This window comes from Microcoleus sp. LEGE 07076 (assembly GCF_015207455.1).
Lineage (GTDB): Bacteria > Cyanobacteriota > Cyanobacteriia > Cyanobacteriales > Microcoleaceae > Microcoleus.
In genome coordinates this window covers 24,181-42,235 of the sequence record NZ_JADEWV010000036.1, presented here as the reverse complement: position 1 = coordinate 42,235, position 18,055 = coordinate 24,181, and the positions used below count along the sequence as shown (strand labels likewise).

The window sequence follows — 18,055 nt, the reverse complement described above, 5'->3', positions numbered from 1 at the left end:
TCTTAATTAAACACTTTGACTTATTCTACTTCTTTTATAGTTGAAAGTAGGGTGCGTCAGCTAGGATTATTTCTGCGACAAACAAACAATCTCAAAACTGACGCACTCCTCCAATAAATGGTGCGTCAAAATCATACTTTCGGCGCTGATGCAAGAATCTCAAAACTGACGCACCCTACCACTAAAGCCTTCTTATTCCTTCCCCCTTCTTTTAATTACTTCGTTGCTACCACAGCCAAATTCCAAGCCAACCGCTTCATCAAAGGCAACTTCTTCAAAAAACCATCCAACCCTTCTAGCCGAGAGTATTCCGCCTTCAATCTCTCTTCTTCGATAATAATTTTTTTCCAATAACGCTCCTGATTGGGATGCACTTTTTCGATTAAATAAAAACGTAAAAAAATCCACAGCGCCGTCAGCCAAAATGTATCGTAAACCGTATCCGAAAACAAAGATTTGACAATATCCACAATATTAATATCCAAAGGACTTTCATCCTCAGTCCGCACCTCAGTCGCCATTTTTCGGTAAACATTAATCACCGGATTGTGCTTCATAGGATCCCAAAAACAAGCTTTTCCCCCTGGTTTCAGCACTCGGTACATTTCGCGAATTGCCTTTTCCGGTTCCGGCAAGTGGTGCAGCAAATTAGAAGCGTAAACAATATCAAAACTGTTATCTGGAAAATCTAGCGCCATTGCATTGACAGTGCAACCTTCTACGATAACGCCGTTTTTTTCGGCTAATTTCAAGGCCACATCTACCATGCCCTGAGAATAGTCTGCAGCTACGCATTGCGCGCCTTTTTTGGCAAAATAAACGCTGTTTTCTCCAGCACCGCAGCCTAAATCTAAGAGGCGTTTTCCGGTAATATCGCCTATTTGTTTGAGGATAAATCTATTTTCTGGGGCAGTACAAGCTTCAAAGTAATCATTGACTCGAATGCCGTCAATATCTATTGTTGATGCCCAGGCATCGTGGAATTGTCGCTCTTTGTTTAAGGTTTCTTCTTGCATTTTTTACATGATTATTTTTAGGTAATTAAGTTAATTTGTTAACCGCAGATGAACGCGGATTAAGGCAGATTAATTGAGTTTGATCTGCTTCGAGCTGGGTTCGCCTGCGGTTTGGTTTAAGCAAGATGGCTGACTGCAAATTGATCAGCGCTGTGCTTGTGCAACAACTTGATTTGCGATCGCAGTTGGCTGTTCGGAGGATTTTTCAGGCTGCAATGACACGTACAGTCGATTTAAGGCGCTGATGTATGCTTCTGCGGAGGCGACTATGATGTCGGTATTTGCCGAGTGACCGGAAAATACTTTGCCTTCGTGGCGCAGGCGAATTGTTACTTCGCCGATCGCATCTATGCCCGATGTCACCGACTGTACTGAAAATTCGATCAACTCGTTGGGTACATTTACCACGCGGTTAATTGCCCTGTAAATTGCATCTACGGGCCCCGTCCCGATCGCCGCATCGGTCAATTCTTCGCCCGATGGATTCCGCACAGTGACGGTTGCTGTCGGGCGAGATTTGTCGCCGCAGGAAACCTGCACCAATTCTAAGCGAAAAAGTTCCGGTGCTTGGTGGGCTTCATTATTGGCGATCGCCTCCAAATCCCAATCGGTAATCTCTTTTTTCTTGTCGGCTAAATCCTTAAACTTGACAAAAGCCTTATTTAGTTCATCGTCTGCCATTTCAAAACCCAACTCTTTTAAGCGAGTGTGAAAAGCGTGGCGGCCGGATAATTTGCCGAGTACGATTTGATTTTCGGTTAAGCCGATCGACTCAGCGTCCATAATCTCGTATGTCAGCTTATTTTTCAGCACTCCGTCTTGGTGAATACCCGACTCGTGGGCGAAAGCATTTGCTCCCACAATCGCCTTGTTTGGCTGCACCAACATCCCCGTTAAATTCGATACCAAGCGCGATGTTTTGTAAATTTGGCGCGAGTCAATATTCGTCAGCGGTTCCTCGGAATCTGCAGGTCTGCCCAAGAAAGGATTGAAATATTGCCGTCGCACGTAAAGCGCCATTACCAACTCTTCCAAAGCTGCATTTCCCGCGCGTTCGCCAATCCCGTTAATCGTGCATTCTAACTGTCTGGCGCCATTTTTTACCGCTTCCAAAAAGTTAGCCACAGCCAATCCTAAATCATTGTGACCGTGAACCGAAATAATTGCCCGATCGATATTCGGCACATTTTCTTTAATTCCCCGAATCAAAGCCCCAAACTCGCTCGGAGTCGTGTAGCCTACAGTATCGGGAATATTTACAGTTGTCGCCCCCGCTGCGATCGCCCGTTCCAGAACCCGATACAAAAACTCCGGTTCCGAACGACAAGCATCTTCCGGCGAAAACTCCACATCATCCACAAAAGATTTTGCGTAGGCCACCATTTCCGGCACTATTTCCAGAATTTCTGCCCGCGTCTTTTTCAGCTTATACTCCAAGTGAATATCAGACGTAGCCAGAAACGTATGAATTCGCGAATTTACCGCCGGTTTCAGAGCTTCTGCTGCTGTTTTAATATCCGGCTTTCTCGCCCTTGCCAAACCGCAAATTGTCGGCCCATTTTCCGTGCCAACCGATCGGGCTATTTTTTGAACTGCCTCAAAATCTCCCGTGCTGGTGAAAGGGAAACCCGCTTCAATCACATCCACGCCCAATCTCGCTAACTGGCGGGCAATAGTTAGCTTTTCATCCACATTCAGAGATGCACCCGGAGATTGTTCTCCGTCCCGCAAAGTCGTGTCGAAAATAATCACTCGGTCTTGACTTGGTTGAGTTTTCATAGGTCTCAAAAGTTGACTGTTGACTGTTGACTGTTAAGTGTTGACTCTTTGAACAATACCGATCCAACCGGAAACGATATTACGCATTATGTCAATAATTAATAACTAATAACTACTAACTAATAACTAATAACTACTAACTACTAACTACTGACTAATAATCCATTTTTTCGATATGTTCCCTAATTTCATTTAGGTCTATATACCTATCTGTAGCATTTCGTAACTCTCTAGCAATCATTCCTTCGGTGGATACCACAGTAATATGAGTATTTTTAGATCGTAGTAGCTCGATCGCCCGCTCAAAATCCCCATCCCCGCTAAACAGCACAACTTGGTCGTATTGATCTACCGTATTAAACATATCAACCACAATTTCTATGTCTAAATTAGCTTTTTGAGAATATCTGCCCGAAGCATCATCATAATATTCCTTAAGAATCTTAGTGCGAACCGTGTAACCGAGACTGATCAAAGCATCTCGAAACCCCCTTTGATCTTGCGGGTCTTTCAAACCCGTATACCAGAAAGCATTGATCAAGATGACATTTGGCTGCGAAGTTTTGAAATATTCGAGCACCCTGCGAGGATCAAAAAACCAACCGTTCTTTTGTTGAGCGTAGAACATATTGTTCCCGTCCACAAAAATAGAAAGGCGGTTCATTAAGTTTGTCATAGAACTTAGACCTAATAATTGTAGAAAGAAGTTAATCTAAATATCACATTTTAGCAATATGGAGCTAACTGAGGCAATAGATTAAACTTCAGAAAACTCCATCCCCCCAGTATTTCATATTTTCGGCTCTACCGCCAGAGGGTTATATTAACCCTGCTTGCCTTCGATCGACCAAACCTGCGATCGAACCTGACGCCGCATAACTCAATGGTTAGTAGTCGTCGGCTGCGGCGTCAGCTTAATAGGGGTTAAAACTACTGCCAAGCAGGCATAGGCCCACGCCATTACAGTACCTTTTACTCCCCTAATTTCATAGCTGAGGGTAGAAGTGCTCAAGCCTTTTTGCTTTCAAGGGCCCAGCGAGCTAATTCTGTTCGGTTGTGCAGACCTGTTTTGCCCAGCATATTGCTGACGTGGCTCTCTATAGTCCGCTGGCTAACATTCATCACGTCTGCAATTTGACGGTTTGCCATACCCTGCGCTAGCAACTGTACCACCTTTAATTCAGTTGGAGTCAATTCGACATTGCGGCGCGCCTTAATTCTTGGGCCGCTCTCAATACCGGGAGTTGAGTGGCGAATTAAACGGGATGCTGCTTTCAGAGAAGATTCTACTTGAGCTACCAGTTCTTCTGGTTCAAAAGGCTTGACTATATAAACGTCAGCCCCTGTGCTCAAGCCTTTTACTCGATCAGAACTTTGACCTTTTGCGGACAAGAAAAGAACTGGAATCCAGTTCGTGCGCGGGTCTTCTCTGATGTGTTTGACTAAAGTGTACCCGTCCATTTCCGGCATCATCACATCGCAGATGATCAAATCGGGGACTTCTTCTTCGAGTTTTTCTAGGGCGTGTCTGCCGTTTTCTGCTGTGATGACGTTATAGCCCCGAAACTCTAAGTAATCCTTGACTAGCAAGATCAAGTTTGGGTCGTCGTCAACCAGCATCAGCCGTTTTTGGTCTCCTGAATTGTCCTTCATGTTTGTTCCCGCTACAGTACCCCGCACAATTTCTTGTTTTGACTCTTGTTTGTTCGCCATCCGCCGCTGACACCTACCCCCGCTTGACGGCGGCGGAGGGCGAAAGCGAGTGATGCTGTTGCGCTAAGGGGAAAGCGGGGCGGGTGTTACCGCTTCCCTTTCCCAGCGATCGGACTTTGTTTGTAAATGCCTTACCGCTAGGAACAAAGCCAAAACCTATGACGGACGATCGCTCCCTTAATCATGACGATCCGGCTGAAGTTAACAAAAATTATCTTCCAAGAAGCTAACTGTCATCGATTAAGTTGTCGGACTTTGATTTATGGGATAAACCCGCTCGCAGAGCCTAGTGTGAGATATTTAATCTGGAGATGTTCAATTGCAAGTTGATGCCCCGATTTTAATTGTTACTTTATAAATTTAGAAAAATCTCAAAACTCCTTACTTACGTATTTAACTATTTATAGTGTAGTTTGGCAAACTGCCTGATGTCTGCTACTGAAAAACTTTTGGGCAAAATGTCCCCCGATCGAACTTTTTCAGTAGCAACCTCCTGAAAAAACTCAAGCGACCGGCCACACTACCTGAGACTGGAAAAGAAAGTACAGTTGTTTGCTCGCGATCGCTCATTAGCCCCCAATGCTCTGAGCTTCACAGCCTTAAACTTAGCACCTTGCTTGTAACGCCGTGCTTGTAACGCCGTGCTAAATACATTTAAATGCCTGGTTTGCCCCGATCGGGCTGCGACAAAGCATGAGTTAAAAAAGCGTATTCTTCAACGACCTGCTGTCCGATCAGATGTTCCTGAATAATTCTCTCAATGACGGGGGGCGTGACATCGCGATACCACACTCCGTCTGGATACACTACCATAATCGGGCCTGACGCGCACACTCGCAGGCAATTGGCTTTAGTCCGAAAAATGCAAGTGGGCCGATCGGCACTTGGCTTGTCCAACCCCAATTCTTGCAAGCGTTTTTTTAAGTAATTCCACGCTACCAGACTGGTTTCTCGATCGCAGCACTTGGGCAATGTTTGGTCGGCACAGATAAAAATATGTCGCTCCATTCGATCGATTCCCAGGCTTTTGACACAAGCGCTCAAGCCTTGGCTGCAAGATTCATCCTGATTTTCTGTCATTATATTCACTCGTCAACAGTAATTTTTGGGCGATCGAAAGCCATCACCTCATCATCCCATCACCAAATCTCCCATAAGCCGTACTGCATTTAAATTGTATATTTCGACGATCGATCAAAAATCTTCTCCCACTCTCCCCATCTCCCCAAACGCGCCAAATATATTTCAAGTTGTAACAAATGATTCCCAAAAGCGCCAATTTGTCTCAAATTAGTGAAAGCTCGTGCCCGCGAAAAGGAGTTTTCCGAATTATGTCTTTAACAGATACCCAAGTCTACGTAGCGCTCGTAATTGCTTTGATTCCTGGAATCTTGGCTTTCCGGCTTTCTACCGAACTGTACAAGTAGTTTCGAGACACCAGTCGCGAACCGCAAAATGCCTGCCTTTACAGTTAAATCTCGAAATTACAGACAATTGCAGCAGCAGTGGGGTAGATTGTTTGTGGTCAGCAAGAGGAAACTGCAAGGGCAGGCATTTTTATTGGGAAATTGCGTCATCAGCCGTCACCCAGTCTCAAAAATTTTGGTGAAAGGCACCGTCACGAACCGAGTCGGGTGTGCGTTAAGCTCCGAATTTGCTCTTTGTACTCTAAAACGTCAGTCTCACGTATTTGAAAAAAAATTATGCAAGCGATTCAACCCACCGTTACCCCACTGCGTCCTGTAAAAACTCCCCCTCGGGTTACTTCTGGTCGCAGCAGCAACCGCCGCCAGCGTTCCTACCCTCACCAAACGCTCGCCGCCGAAACAGGAGTTAAGCTAGCAGTCAACATTGTACTTTCAGTCTGTGCAATTTCTGCTGTGATTCAGCTTTGGCCTCACTACCAGGCCGTGCAAGAAAAGTTGCAGGAAATTCAAGCGGAAGTCAATCTTACCCAAGAAAGAGTAGATAAGTCGCGATCGGACTTTAACCGCTACTTTGACCCAAGTCTTGCTAAAACTGTGATGCAAGAGCAAAGCAATCGAGTTGACCCCCAGCAGCGTCCGGTGATTTTGCAGGAATCAGAGACACCAGAGGTCGAGGAATCTACCCCGCAACCTTAACCTTAAGGGAGTCATCAGTCATTAGTCCGCAGTCATCAGTCAGTAGGGGCGGTGCCTGTGAGTGCCCGCCCTCTCAATCAGCAGTCCGCAGTCATTAGTTGCTTGTATCCCGGCACTTTTTAGTGACAGTCTGGTTAATTTTGATACGAAGTGTATCGATCGCTCAATCTGTAATTTTGCTTCTAGTGACCAACAAGTGAAAAGTCATAGCTAATGACTAATGACTAATGACTAATGACTACTGACTGCTGACTACTGACTACTGACTACTGACTTGGCCATCACGGTTTTTTCCTTCAGCAGTTGGAGTGCAGCTTGATATTGCAAGTCGGCTTCGGTAGCGATTCGATCGCGCGCAATCGGTTCTAGCGGCACTACCCGATCGGGTAAAATCCCCAATTTGTTAATATCCGTGTGGTTCGGTGTCTCGTACTTAGCAACAGTCACCGCCAACCCGGAACCGTCAGACAAATCAAACAAAGACTGAATCAGCCCTTTGCCAAAAGTCTTTTGTCCCACCAATTGAGCTCTGCCGTTATCTTGCAGCGCACCAGCCAAAATTTCGCTAGCGCTGGCCGTTCCCTTGTTGACCAAAACAATTAGCGGATCGGCAGTCAAAGCCCCTCCAAAGGCTTCAAAACTGCCGAGAATGCCTTGTCGGTTCACCGTGTAGACGATCGTCCCGGAATCGAGCCACAGGCGGGCAATTTCAATCCCTGCTTGCAACAGTCCGCCCGGGTTGTTCCGCAAATCGAGAATGTAGGCGGCGGCTCCTTGTTTTTCCAAACGGTCGATCGCGCGGGCGACTTCCTCAGTCGCATTAGCGCTGAATTGACTCAAGCGAATGTAGCCCAGCGGTAAATTGTCTGGCCCCGACTGCAATTCGGCGTAAACCGGGTTGAGTTCAATGCGATCGCGCACCAACTCAATATCTTCAGGAGCGTCTCTTCCTTCGCGCCCCACGGTGAGGGTGACAGCAGTGCCGATGCGGCCGCGCATTCGAGTTGCCGCTTCGTCTAGGCTCAATTCTGAGGTGGGAGTGCCGTCAATTTTCAGGATGCGATCGAGCGGTTGGATGCCGGCTCTATCTGCGGGTGAATCGGCCAAAGGAGCCACCACTGTCAGAGTATTTGTCTGCGAGTCGATCGCAATTTGCAGCCCCACACCAGTCAGTTCTCCCGAAGTATTCACCTGCAAACTGCGGTACTGTTCGGGTTTCAGCAGTCGAGTGAAAGGGTCGTCCAGATTCGCCAGCATCCCCTGAATCGCCGTGTAAGTCTGCTGTCTGTCGTTGAGCGGTTGCTTGACAGCTTGTTGGCGGAGCGACCACCAATTTTTATTGTTGAATTTGTCATCCACGTAAGAGCGGTTGACAATGCGCCAAGCTTCGCTCACAAGCTGCTGTTCGGGAGTTAGCGCCGCCGCCGGCTGCGCCCACCCACCTAGAACTAGGGCGACTTGGAGAAAAAGTAATATAGCAATCTGGAAAACTCGTCTGTGCATGATGTTTCTGTAAAAGATACGCAAGTATTGCATCAGGTGTATTTTTAATTTGTAGGCTTTCAAGCTTTTGCGCTGTCAACTTTCGCCCAGACATTCAGGATTCGTCAAATGTCCGCCGCCAACAAAAATTTTTTTAACTTAACATTACATCGCCCAATTAGTGAAGTTTTATCATGAATATTAAAATTTACCACCCCGGAACCCCCTGACAGACCCCGACTGCGGTATCGGGTTCGGCTCTGGGCTGTCTGCCTGCTTGGGGCGGATGTTGAGCTTGCAGAAAATGCTATTTGAGAGGCAGCCAAAAGCGATCGCGCACGTGAAAATTGCACTGCAATTATGTTACATTTTTTATCATAGTCTGGAATTCGATCGGGCAATGCCAGCGAGCAGGAACAAGCGACAGCCCAGTTTCCGATCGCTCGCGGGCAATATCGCCTGCATATAGTTCCTTTCGTCAGCTCCCCATTTAAAAATAGCCTCAGCCATTTGCGAGTTCAAGCAAGCTGCTCGGGGCGGGGCGACAAAAAAACATTGTGGCTGCAGCCCGCTTACCTCAACCACAGCAATATTCTTTTAGGAATTCTGGCTCCATGTTTTCTAAACAAATCACCGACTCAAAAACCTACCAGTGGTTTGAGGAACGCCTGGAAATTCAGGCGCTTGCCGACGACATAACTACCAAGTACGTACCCCCCCACGTCAATATCTTTTACTGCTTGGGCGGAATTACTTTAGTTTGCTTTCTGATCCAGTTTGCTACCGGCTTCGCCATGACTTTCTATTACCGTCCCACGGTAGCAGAAGCTTTTTCTTCAGTGCAATACCTGATGAACGAGGTCAACTTCGGCTGGCTGATCCGCTCCATCCACCGCTGGTCTGCCAGCATGATGGTACTGATGATGATTTTGCACACTTTCCGGGTTTACCTGACCGGCGGCTTCAAAAAGCCCCGCGAATTAACCTGGGTGACAGGAGTAATCTTGGCAGTCATCACTGTTTCTTTCGGCGTGACCGGCTACTCGCTGCCTTGGGATCAAATCGGTTACTGGGCAGTTAAAATCGTTTCCGGCGTACCCGAAGCCATCCCGTTTGTCGGTTCTACACTTGTTGAACTGCTGCGTGGCGGTGTCAGCGTCGGTCAAGGCACTTTGACTCGCTACTACAGCTTGCACACTTTTGTGTTGCCTTGGCTGATTGTAGTCTTCATGCTGGCTCACTTCTTGATGATTCGCAAGCAAGGCATTTCTGGCCCGTTGTAAGTTTTGAGTTGTGGGGGCGGCATTTTTTGCCCCTCTGCTGAATTTTGGGTTGAAATTTCAGAATTCATCACTCATGATATTTATTTACGAGCAATACTTCCTGCGATCGCGCCGCTGATTCAGACAAACGAGTACAGCGGAATGCCATGCCCGGGTAAAACTAAAAGGAGAACACTCTAACTATGTCTATTCTCAAAAAACCAGATTTGAGCGATCCAGCGCTACGCGCTAAACTCGCTAAGGGCATGGGTCACAACTATTACGGCGAACCAGCCTGGCCCAATGACTTGCTCTATGTTTTCCCTATAGTCATCATGGGAACAATTTCTCTGTGCGTGGGTTTGGCCGTACTAGACCCGGCATTGGTTGGCGAACCTGCCAATCCTTTTGCTACTCCGCTAGAAATTCTGCCGGAATGGTATTTGTGGCCTGTGTTCCAACTCCTGCGCGTTTTGCCTAACAAATTGTTGGGTATTGCTTGCATGGCCGGTGTTCCCATTGGCTTGATTTTGATTCCGTTTATCGAGAGCGTTAACAAGTTCCAAAATCCGTTCCGCCGCCCTGTTGCTACTACAGTCTTCCTATTGGGAACTGCGGTAACTTTGTGGTTGGGTATTGGTGCTATTTTCCCGATCGACAAATCTTTCACGCTGGGTCTGTTCTAAGATTCACGCTTGCTTGATTTTGACGCTCGCGGGTTTCCTGTAAAGTGCTTTTGTACTGCTGGGAAACTTTAGCGGGCGTCATTTTATTTGCGATTTTAGATTTTAGATTTTTAGCTCTAAAAATTAATAATGATCACTAATTAATTATCTAATTTTATTCAATAAAATTCAGAAGCATACAGAAGCATAAAATCTCTCTAAATATCTAAGCAAAAACAAAACAATAGTATTTTTGAGAAGGGAGTTTCTGTTAATATCTAAAGTTTATATGCGACTCCCAGAAATTGGGGCTAATACTTGAAATGCAGAAAGTATATCTACTTAGGCTCGTGGATTAAATAACTTCCTACAAAAAATGCAAGTTATTTAATTCTCATTTTTTACCAGGAATAGTTATAAATTGTACTCAATCTCCGGAACGAGGCTAGACTTGAACGCAGACATATTCAGTAAAACTATATCTATACTGCCACTGCGTTCGCAAATAAAGATGGCTGTAGGTATACTTACTGATTTTGGCAATGAAGCGGGTATTCAATCCCGCTTCATTACCGCTCAATACCCTGTTGCTGCTAAAGCCAAAGCGCGTTATGGCGAGGGGTTCTCGGAGGAATTATGATGAACCTAAATTTAGATAGCATTTTCTCACCGCTGATGAACCCGGCACTGCATGAGTTTCAGACTTGGACTTTGGAAAACCCGGAAGAAAGCCTCAGCAAAACGATGCTGCCGATGATTAGTCTTGTTGAGGGTTTAATTGCCAACGAACCCACCTATTTGCAAATAAAACGGCTGGCTTTCGGGGCTAATTTTTGCTGTGCGGGACAAGTGGTGATGGGAGAATTTGCAACACTCGAAGAAGCACTCACATCGCCCCAGGCGCGGGGATGGCGGCTGGGTACTTCTGTGCTCGATCCCGATCGCGCCCCCAATCAAGATGTCGGCGGTAGGAACCTTTTTCTGCTGTCTTTGTCCGATCGCGAACCAGACGGTAGCAGCAACCACGCAGCCTTCCGAAGCTGTATGCAAAAATATCTCTTCAACAGCGCCACAACCGATCGCCAGGAAGACGAAATCAGCAGGCGGTTGCTCGAACGCCTAGCATCAGATTATACCGAGATGCCGCACGGTGCGGGGGGAACATTTTTTACCGATGTCAGGCGCGGTTGGATGGGATTTTTAGTTCCATATTTGCACTACGTAATTTTTGGGATTAACCCAGATGACAAGTCTGCGATCGAACTTCTCACCGATTTACATTACATCCGCCAAAGTCCCGCGCACTACTTCGCCGTCGCCGGCAGCCTGCTGCAAAGCCTGAACCTGTTTGGACACGGCGATTTGTCGGCTTTAATCGAGCGCGCGGCGACTATCTACGAAAATTCTCCCGCCTTAGCCGACTTCGAGGAAAGTTCGGAAAATAACGGGATGACTAGGCGGGAATTGGCAAAGCTGATGACAGCGATTATGGGGATAGCGGGACTGCAAGGCCCCCTGCACCTAGGCTACACGGCTATGGGATACCGCCCTCTCCCGGCGTATAAAGGAACACAGACGGCCCAAATTAATCCGACTGAGTTTTGGGACGAGCTCGATTTGGACGATCGCCAGTCGATCGAGCTTTTCCTGCTGGAATGCGCCCGCCTCTGGGCTCCCGTCAGCGCCACGCACCGAGTTGCCACAGAGCCCTTCACCGCAACGGTAGCGGGCAAACAGCGCACTTTCCCCGCCGGCACCAAGGTACTGATACCGCTCAGTCTGGGGCTGCTAGACGGCAGTTTCTGGGGTTCTACGGTGTACGAATTCAACGCTAAGCGCGAGAATCTGTGTCCTTATCATATGGGTTTTCATGCGGTGGGCGATCGAAGTGCGGGACGGATTTGCCCCGCTAAAGATATCGCACTGAAGATGCTGGTGGATGTCATTAGTACCGTTGGTAAAGTTCGGCGATCGGCACCTAATTCGCAGCAGTAATTAATCAAAGAAATCAGGTTTTTAGTGAGGACTTTAGTCCTCTATCCTTGTCTGAGAAAGAACTAAATTTTTCACTAGGAACCTAATTTTGGTTATCTAACTATCTAGGAAATCAAAAGTATTTTCGAGGTTAAATAATATCATGTTAATCGAAACAAAGAAACTAAAAGACATCGCAACTTGGATGAAAGCAGAACATCCACCCGAATTCCCCGAAGCCCTGCAAGGTATCTTCTTTATGGACGGGAATATTTTGCCAGACTATTGTCTGACGATGTACAATTCAGAATGGAATCCTGAAAAACTAACATTATTGCTGCGGATTTATGAACCAGTTGTCTGGACATTTCATTCATCAATGGCGGGACGGATGTTACTTTATGCCGTCAAATTTTCTCGCTTCACCTACTTGTTCCAATTCTCGGATGCAACTTTGCAGCACGGGCACATCACGCCGATCGCGTTTGGATTGTCTGTACCGCCGTGGATTATGGATTTTTTGATCGATCGAGATCCGAACATTCCGAATGGAGATATCTGGAATCGCACAAACTCGTTTTTCGGCAGAGCTCCTGAACCAGGCTATACACTCCGCAGAGTTGTAGACAAGAATGGGAAGCCCACATCAGCATTTCCAGATTTTCTGGCGAAAGTTGACAGTGATTGTTTGATTATTGCTCGCGAGTGAAAAGATTTAGGAAAAGGACAAAACCCGCTTAAATAGCCGGGTTTTGTCGCTCGAAGCAGCCAGATTCGATCGCGCGACTACTACTTCGATCGCCTTTTCACAGCCAAATTCCCGAAAAACAAGCTTTAGGGCGATCGGCATCTCTGGGATAACTTTGTGTACAATACACCAAGACACAGACGAGAAAACTTGTGTATTATATTGATTGACATCAAAGCCAAAAGTCCAGAAGCTAATATTGCCAATAAAATTAAAAAATGGGTTAAAACAGCCAAGGAAGCTGAAACAACTGTATTTGCTATATCCATAACCAGGCTGACAAGTATCAAAAGTTTGTGCGCCGACGATCGAACTGCCGCCGAAAAGTTTGCGCTATACATGGCTCGAAGACTACAACACCAGATGAATCAGGCTACTTGTCCCGAACATTACGCCGAGCCAGAGTGGGAACAGCACAAACAGGTAGTTGATGAGGCGATCGCGCTGATGGAAGTTTACTTAGAAAATCCTAGTAATGAAGGCAAGCAATCTATCTATAATTTATTGCGAATAATTGATAGTTTACAAGGAGATGACCGCCGGAATGTTCACTGGACAACAGTACATTTTGTCCGCAGCGGAGATTTATTAAAATTAGACTATGCACTGCGTTGTTTCTCAGACATAGATTTTCCCTATTGGGTTTATAAACTAGCTAGAGAATATATAGAATCTTATGCCCCGCAGTATGGGACAGGTATAACTCCTGAGTCTGTACCGATGTTGTTAGACATAGCAGAATTTTGGTGTCAGTATTATTTTGCTCAAAGTTTGAGCGAAAAATTTCCTGGTTGGGTCTAAAATTAGCTTCTGTGCTTCGCCTTGATTCAGCTTGTTTTTTAGACTTGAATTGCATTCACAAAATTATCTTGAAATTATTTGTTTGACATCTGCGATCGATCGCAGATTTATACAAAAATTCGATCGCGCGAGCGCATTTCTACTAAAAAATAGGCAAAAAAACACAAAAACCCATAAAAACAACAAAACCTCCTCAAAGAGAAGGTTTTATCACGATCGGAGCGGCGGGATTTGAACCCACGACCCCTACTACCCCAAAGTAGTGCGCTACCAAGCTGCGCTACGCCCCGACAGCTTTAACAGCATAGCATGAAATCTCAGAAAAAGTCAAAAAACTTTTAAAACTTTTGCAGCCTGCACCAAACTCGGAACCGCAGCCGCCGGCCAAAAACCCTCGCACCTCCGGCCAGCATTCAAGATTAACTGCAAGCTGTAAGCTTGGGGATAGCCTTCTACCTGCACCCACAGCAAGTCGCTTTCGGCTTCAATGGCGATTTTTTCCTCGTCCATTAACTCAGAGGCCATTTGAGTCATTGTATCGGTTAATTGCCCTAACAATCGGCAAAAATCGTTTAACTCAGCCTCCGTGAGTTCGATCGCCCAACCGTCGCCAGCTACCAAACCCTGAAACTCCTCCGCCTCCGGGTTCCATCCCAAACGCCAGCCGCTACCAGTCTTAATTACACGTTCCACAATTGAAGGATTTTAGATTTTAGATTTTGGATTTTTGATTAGTAAGACTTACCCATAAATTACGAAAGAAACCGACTTTTTTACCATTGTTAAAGGCTCAACAGCAGTATTTCCGTAAAAAACCCGGTTTCTGCATCCCTGAGTATTAGGGTATCAGCAATTTCGCATCTCCCGGCTGCGGCTGCGGTATTTCCGGAGAAGTCGATCGATCTTTTGTTTCCCCTGCCGCGGGTACGGGCTTTTGTCCTGAATTCCCACTAAAAACATCAACCAAAGCTTGAACCAAAGCATCCCGCTGTACTTTATTTAAACCTTGAATAGCAGCGCGATCGCCTTCCATCGGATTCGATCGCAAAACGTCGTTTCCCGGATACACGCTTTCCACCAAATAATCGGGAGTCGCCCCCAGATAGTCAGCTAAACTCAACTTCCAATCAAAGCGGTAATTCGGCGGCCTTCCTTTGACAAACACGTGATATCGAATCAAGCGGCCGACTAAAGTATTGTTGGGATCTACTTTTCCAGTTTCCTTAGAAATGTAGTTATTCTCGATCGGCAAATCCGGCAATTTTTCATACACAAATTTCCACGCATCTTGCGCCCTCACCTGCAACGGCGCAGATTGTTGAGCAACCCGCACCGCAGACGCATACTCAGAACTCCTCAGCAGTAAAGGTTCCAAAGCCGAGATACTCAGTTCGCCCGATTCCAATACCCAACTCAAAAGCGTGAAAATCGCCACAATCAAAGTAACGAACAGAAAACTCAAGCCCAGCTTTAATTGTTTTTTCACTTTTTTGACAATTTCAAATAGAGAATAATTGCATAATTTTACCCGCCAGCATAGTTCTAGTTTATAACTTTATGACTTAGGGAAATCAACCAGATTTGCAGCCTCCAGACGAGTGTAAAAAGCATTTTTCAGGAGTGCGGCATTACCCCTAGCTTGCGTATATAAAACCAACCTAATTTTTCCCACCGCGCCCATCAAAATTGAGATAGATTTTGAGTTTTGAGTTGACCAAAATTGCTGGCAATTCATCACTCAAAACTCAAAAATTGCCAATTCTAGATATCTCCGATAATTTCCGGCTGAGTCATTTCATCCGACATCTCAAATATCGCCCGCATTACAGGTTTCATCATTTGAGTCTCGTCATTATCAAAATCTTCATAGCGGCGGCGTTTGGCGCGGTTCGCCACCTGCACCGTAATCCGATAGCGGTTGGATGCAGCAGCGATCAACTCTTCCGCCCGACGGGTTAGCTGAGTTGAATCGAAGGTTGGACGCTTAATCATGAGATTACCTACTTTATCTAATGTTACATTCTAGTCTAGTATGTCAAAATTCATAAATTACTAACTGAGTATCATTGCTTATGCAGGCAGCAACAGCCTATTCGTTTGGTAACTTGCATCGGGTAAATTCTCATCCCCTCAAATTGGTTGCTTTCGGCGACAGTTTAATCTACGGTTTTGGCGACGGTGTAGGTGGTGGCTGGGTGGAAAGATTGCGGCGCGAGTGGATGTTACCGGAGAGTGCAGGACACGTTTTATACAATTTGGGCGTTAGGGGCGATCGTACCTATCAAGTCGCCCAGCGGCTCGAAAACGAGTTTCGCCACCGGGGCGAGCTCAGAAACCGCGTCCCGGATGCTATGATACTTTCCGTCGGTCTCAACGATTCGGCGAGAGTGCAGTCGTTTACCGGGCGCAGCTACACTGATTTTGAACATTTTAAAACTGTTTTGGATAACTTGTTAAATTTGTCCCAACAACTTTGCCCGGTGATATTTGTCGGGATGGTACCGGTGGATGAAAGTAAAATGCCTTTTCAAGATTGTTTGTACTACAGTCATGCGGATCAATATCGGTATAAGGAAGCAACGAAATTAGCTTGTGAGTTGCGGGGAATTCCCTATTTAGATATTTTTGACAAATGGCTCGATCGCGGGAGTGATTGGTGGCGTTCTTGTCTGACTGCGGACGGTCTCCATCCCAATGCAGCGGGCTATCAATCTTTATTTGAAGATGCGACGAGTTGGGAACCGCTAGCCGCTATCAGTCATTAAACAATCAAGTAGGGTGCGTCAGCTAGAATTATTTGCGCTACAAACCAAAAATCTCACAACTGACGCACCACGCAACAAACGGTGCATCAGAGTCATACTTTCGGTGCAAATTGAAAATCTCAAACCTGACGCACCCTACCACAATTCAGTAACCAGGTGGATGTTGAAAATTACCAACCACTTTGTCGATCGCACTTGCGATCGCCAACAACTCCATTTCACACCAGCGCTTACCAACAATTTGCATTCCAATTGGTACATTCTCCGTTTGTCCAATGGGAATTACTACCGCAGGATGTCCGCTCAGATTAAAAGGTATTGTATACATACCATTTGCCACTGCATAAGGATAGGATTTGCCATCAACATCAACGGCACTCCAAGGAGGACAATGGGTAAAGGCAGGAGTTGCTGCAACAGGAGTTAGCCAGACATCCCAAGGTTCTAATGCTTCATCCATCTGGGCTATAAAGCGATCGCGCTCTGTGAGTGCCTCGAAATATCCTTTCAAACTAGGATTCAAAAACTCAGGTAGAAAGTTGCTGAAGTTACCCAATTTTCGCAGCTCCTTGTCGCCTTGGGTAGCGGTACGGAAGAGTAACTCTAAACTACGACGGATATTATATTGATCAACTGGTTGAGCGTAGATATTAAGGTATGCTGCAAGCCGCCCGTAGAGATTGAATATTTTGGCAAGATCAAAGTCTTTGGGAAGCCAGGGTTCGACTCGGACACCTGCGCCAGAGAGTTTTTGCGCGATTAACTGCATAGCGCCTCGAATTTCAGCCGCCACGGGAACATCCGCCCATTGATCGCTCCAAGCGATTTTGAGATTCTGTAAAGGCTTACCAGAAGGTCGATCGAGCGGAATCGGCGGCACATCTGGACGACGAATATCAGCGCCTGCAATTAACGCAAAACAGAGCCGGATATCTTCGAGCGATCGCGCCAAACACCCCACTGTCATCATTTGCCGAATACAAACTGGCATTCCAGGTACTTCAGGAATCTGCCCTGCTGTTGAAATGCGGCGATCCGTCGGCTTTAAACCATATACGCCACAGAAGTGAGCCGGTTGACGCACCGATCCCCCAAAATCGTTGCCCAAATCCAACGGTGAAAGTCCGGCGGCAACAGCAGCAGCACTGCCCCCAGAACTGCCACCAGGAGTATAGTCAAGATGCCAAGGATTATTCACCCGTGGAAACAGAGAATTTGTGCTTTGATAATCGCCAGCCAATTCTGCCATGTTTGTTTTTCCCACGATCACAGCACCTGCAGCCCGCAATCTCGCGACAGCAGTTGCATCCTGTTGAGGCACATAATCTTTTAGGGGAATATAGCCTGCTGTGGTGCGGAGTCGGGCTGTTTCAAAAATGTCTTTAATCGTGATCGGAACTCCATGTAAAGCGCCCCAGTTTTCTCCTCTGGCTAGGGCTTCATCCGCAAGTCTTGCTCTAGTACGGGCATTGTCTTCATCCAGCGTACAAATGGCATTTAATTTCGAGTTGTGTTTGGCGATTTGAGTCAGATAAGCGTCGAGAACTTCGACAGCAGAGACTTGGCGATCGCGAATCATGCACGCTAGCTGATGGGCAGAGGCAAATGTCAGGCTACTCATAAGCAACAAACAGGTAGTTCTCGATCGAGTTTATTATACTCACTTTTAGTTAATATAGTTAACTAATATCACACGGCTCGATCCGTAAATCCTGTTAATTGCAGAC

Annotated in this window: 20 protein-coding genes and 1 tRNA gene; 9 read left to right on the top strand and 12 right to left on the bottom strand. The window is 46.3% G+C overall.

The annotated features are described in order from the left end of the window. Window positions 1–215: 215 nt before the first annotated feature. The 5 genes from IQ270_RS08770 to IQ270_RS08750 form a co-directional block, all read right to left on the bottom strand. Complete coding sequence (locus IQ270_RS08770) at window positions 216–1,016, bottom strand: class I SAM-dependent methyltransferase (RefSeq protein WP_193972832.1); 801 nt, start codon at window positions 1,014–1,016, stop codon at window positions 216–218. A 144-nt stretch (window positions 1,017–1,160) separates the two neighbouring features. After that, window positions 1,161–2,795 (bottom strand): 2-isopropylmalate synthase, encoded by a 1,635-nt coding sequence (locus IQ270_RS08765; protein WP_193972831.1) that lies wholly within the window; start codon window positions 2,793–2,795, stop codon window positions 1,161–1,163. 154 nt (window positions 2,796–2,949) lie between these two features. Beyond that, window positions 2,950–3,471, bottom strand: a complete 522-nt coding sequence (locus IQ270_RS08760) for an NYN domain-containing protein (RefSeq protein ID WP_006633075.1) — start codon at window positions 3,469–3,471, stop codon at window positions 2,950–2,952. A gap of 332 nt (window positions 3,472–3,803) precedes the next feature. Further along, window positions 3,804–4,448 carry a response regulator transcription factor gene (locus IQ270_RS08755; RefSeq protein WP_193972837.1) on the bottom strand — a complete coding sequence of 215 codons (645 nt, stop codon included), beginning with the start codon at window positions 4,446–4,448 and terminating at the stop codon, window positions 3,804–3,806. A 714-nt stretch (window positions 4,449–5,162) separates the two neighbouring features. Next, complete coding sequence (locus IQ270_RS08750) at window positions 5,163–5,588, bottom strand: ferredoxin (protein ID WP_193972830.1); 426 nt, start codon at window positions 5,586–5,588, stop codon at window positions 5,163–5,165. 251 nt (window positions 5,589–5,839) lie between these two features. On the opposite strand from IQ270_RS08750, the gene psaM reads away from it, so the two are divergent. Then, the gene (psaM, locus tag IQ270_RS08745; RefSeq protein WP_015174804.1) at window positions 5,840–5,935 is read left to right on the top strand and encodes a photosystem I reaction center subunit XII; all 96 of its coding nucleotides are present in this window, start codon (window positions 5,840–5,842) and stop codon (window positions 5,933–5,935) included. Between the two features lie 276 nt (window positions 5,936–6,211). After that, a complete protein-coding gene (locus IQ270_RS08740) occupies window positions 6,212–6,631 on the top strand; it encodes a hypothetical protein (protein ID WP_193972829.1) in 420 nt (139 codons plus the stop codon). A 252-nt stretch (window positions 6,632–6,883) separates the two neighbouring features. Here IQ270_RS08740 and ctpA read toward each other — a convergent pair whose 3' ends face one another. Next, on the bottom strand, window positions 6,884–8,134 hold the full coding sequence (gene ctpA / locus IQ270_RS08735) for a carboxyl-terminal processing protease CtpA (RefSeq protein ID WP_193972828.1): 1,251 nt from the start codon (window positions 8,132–8,134) through the stop codon (window positions 6,884–6,886). A gap of 593 nt (window positions 8,135–8,727) precedes the next feature. On the opposite strand from ctpA, the gene petB reads away from it, so the two are divergent. The 5 genes from petB (at window position 8,728) to IQ270_RS08715 (ending at window position 12,723) form a co-directional block, all read left to right on the top strand. Further along, complete coding sequence (gene petB, locus IQ270_RS08730) at window positions 8,728–9,396, top strand: cytochrome b6 (protein WP_193972836.1); 669 nt, start codon at window positions 8,728–8,730, stop codon at window positions 9,394–9,396. Between the two features lie 182 nt (window positions 9,397–9,578). Continuing rightward, window positions 9,579–10,061 (top strand): cytochrome b6-f complex subunit IV, encoded by a 483-nt coding sequence (gene petD / locus IQ270_RS08725; protein ID WP_193972827.1) that lies wholly within the window; start codon window positions 9,579–9,581, stop codon window positions 10,059–10,061. Window positions 10,062–10,551: 490 nt separating this feature from the next. After that, on the top strand, window positions 10,552–10,680 hold the full coding sequence (locus IQ270_RS31850; protein WP_255532393.1) for a hypothetical protein: 129 nt from the start codon (window positions 10,552–10,554) through the stop codon (window positions 10,678–10,680). Next, a complete protein-coding gene (locus tag IQ270_RS08720; RefSeq protein ID WP_228056186.1) occupies window positions 10,677–12,035 on the top strand; it encodes a cytochrome P450 in 1,359 nt (452 codons plus the stop codon). The genes IQ270_RS31850 and IQ270_RS08720 overlap by 4 nt, the downstream gene beginning before the upstream one ends. 142 nt (window positions 12,036–12,177) lie before the next feature. Continuing rightward, window positions 12,178–12,723: a hypothetical protein gene (locus IQ270_RS08715; protein ID WP_193972826.1), complete on the top strand. Its 546-nt coding sequence runs from the start codon at window positions 12,178–12,180 to the stop codon at window positions 12,721–12,723. 6 nt (window positions 12,724–12,729) lie between these two features. Here the strand turns inward: IQ270_RS08715 and IQ270_RS08710 are convergent, their stop codons facing one another. Continuing rightward, window positions 12,730–12,900, bottom strand: a complete 171-nt coding sequence (locus tag IQ270_RS08710) for a hypothetical protein (RefSeq protein ID WP_193972825.1) — start codon at window positions 12,898–12,900, stop codon at window positions 12,730–12,732. A gap of 24 nt (window positions 12,901–12,924) precedes the next feature. Here IQ270_RS08710 and IQ270_RS08705 point away from each other — a divergent pair, with 24 nt between their 5' ends. Continuing rightward, on the top strand, window positions 12,925–13,563 hold the full coding sequence (locus IQ270_RS08705) for a hypothetical protein (protein WP_228056185.1): 639 nt from the start codon (window positions 12,925–12,927) through the stop codon (window positions 13,561–13,563). A gap of 216 nt (window positions 13,564–13,779) precedes the next feature. Here IQ270_RS08705 and IQ270_RS08700 read toward each other — a convergent pair. The 4 genes from IQ270_RS08700 to IQ270_RS08685 all read right to left on the bottom strand — a co-directional run bounded on the left by IQ270_RS08700 (window position 13,780) and on the right by IQ270_RS08685 (window position 15,555). Beyond that, window positions 13,780–13,853 (bottom strand) — tRNA-Pro (locus IQ270_RS08700). A 37-nt stretch (window positions 13,854–13,890) separates the two neighbouring features. Further along, entirely contained in the window at window positions 13,891–14,256 is a 366-nt protein-coding gene (locus tag IQ270_RS08695; RefSeq protein WP_193972824.1) for a DUF1818 family protein, read from the bottom strand. Between the two features lie 145 nt (window positions 14,257–14,401). Then, the gene (locus IQ270_RS08690; RefSeq protein ID WP_193972823.1) at window positions 14,402–15,049 is read right to left on the bottom strand and encodes a hypothetical protein; all 648 of its coding nucleotides are present in this window, start codon (window positions 15,047–15,049) and stop codon (window positions 14,402–14,404) included. Window positions 15,050–15,324: 275 nt separating this feature from the next. Further along, the gene (locus IQ270_RS08685) at window positions 15,325–15,555 is read right to left on the bottom strand and encodes a DNA-directed RNA polymerase subunit omega (protein WP_193972822.1); all 231 of its coding nucleotides are present in this window, start codon (window positions 15,553–15,555) and stop codon (window positions 15,325–15,327) included. An 80-nt stretch (window positions 15,556–15,635) separates the two neighbouring features. On the opposite strand from IQ270_RS08685, the gene IQ270_RS08680 reads away from it, so the two are divergent. Continuing rightward, a complete protein-coding gene (locus tag IQ270_RS08680; RefSeq protein WP_193972821.1) occupies window positions 15,636–16,328 on the top strand; it encodes a GDSL-type esterase/lipase family protein in 693 nt (230 codons plus the stop codon). Window positions 16,329–16,473: 145 nt separating this feature from the next. Here IQ270_RS08680 and IQ270_RS08675 read toward each other — a convergent pair whose 3' ends face one another. Beyond that, complete coding sequence (locus tag IQ270_RS08675) at window positions 16,474–17,949, bottom strand: amidase (RefSeq protein ID WP_193972820.1); 1,476 nt, start codon at window positions 17,947–17,949, stop codon at window positions 16,474–16,476. Between the last annotated feature and the right edge of the window lie 106 nt (window positions 17,950–18,055).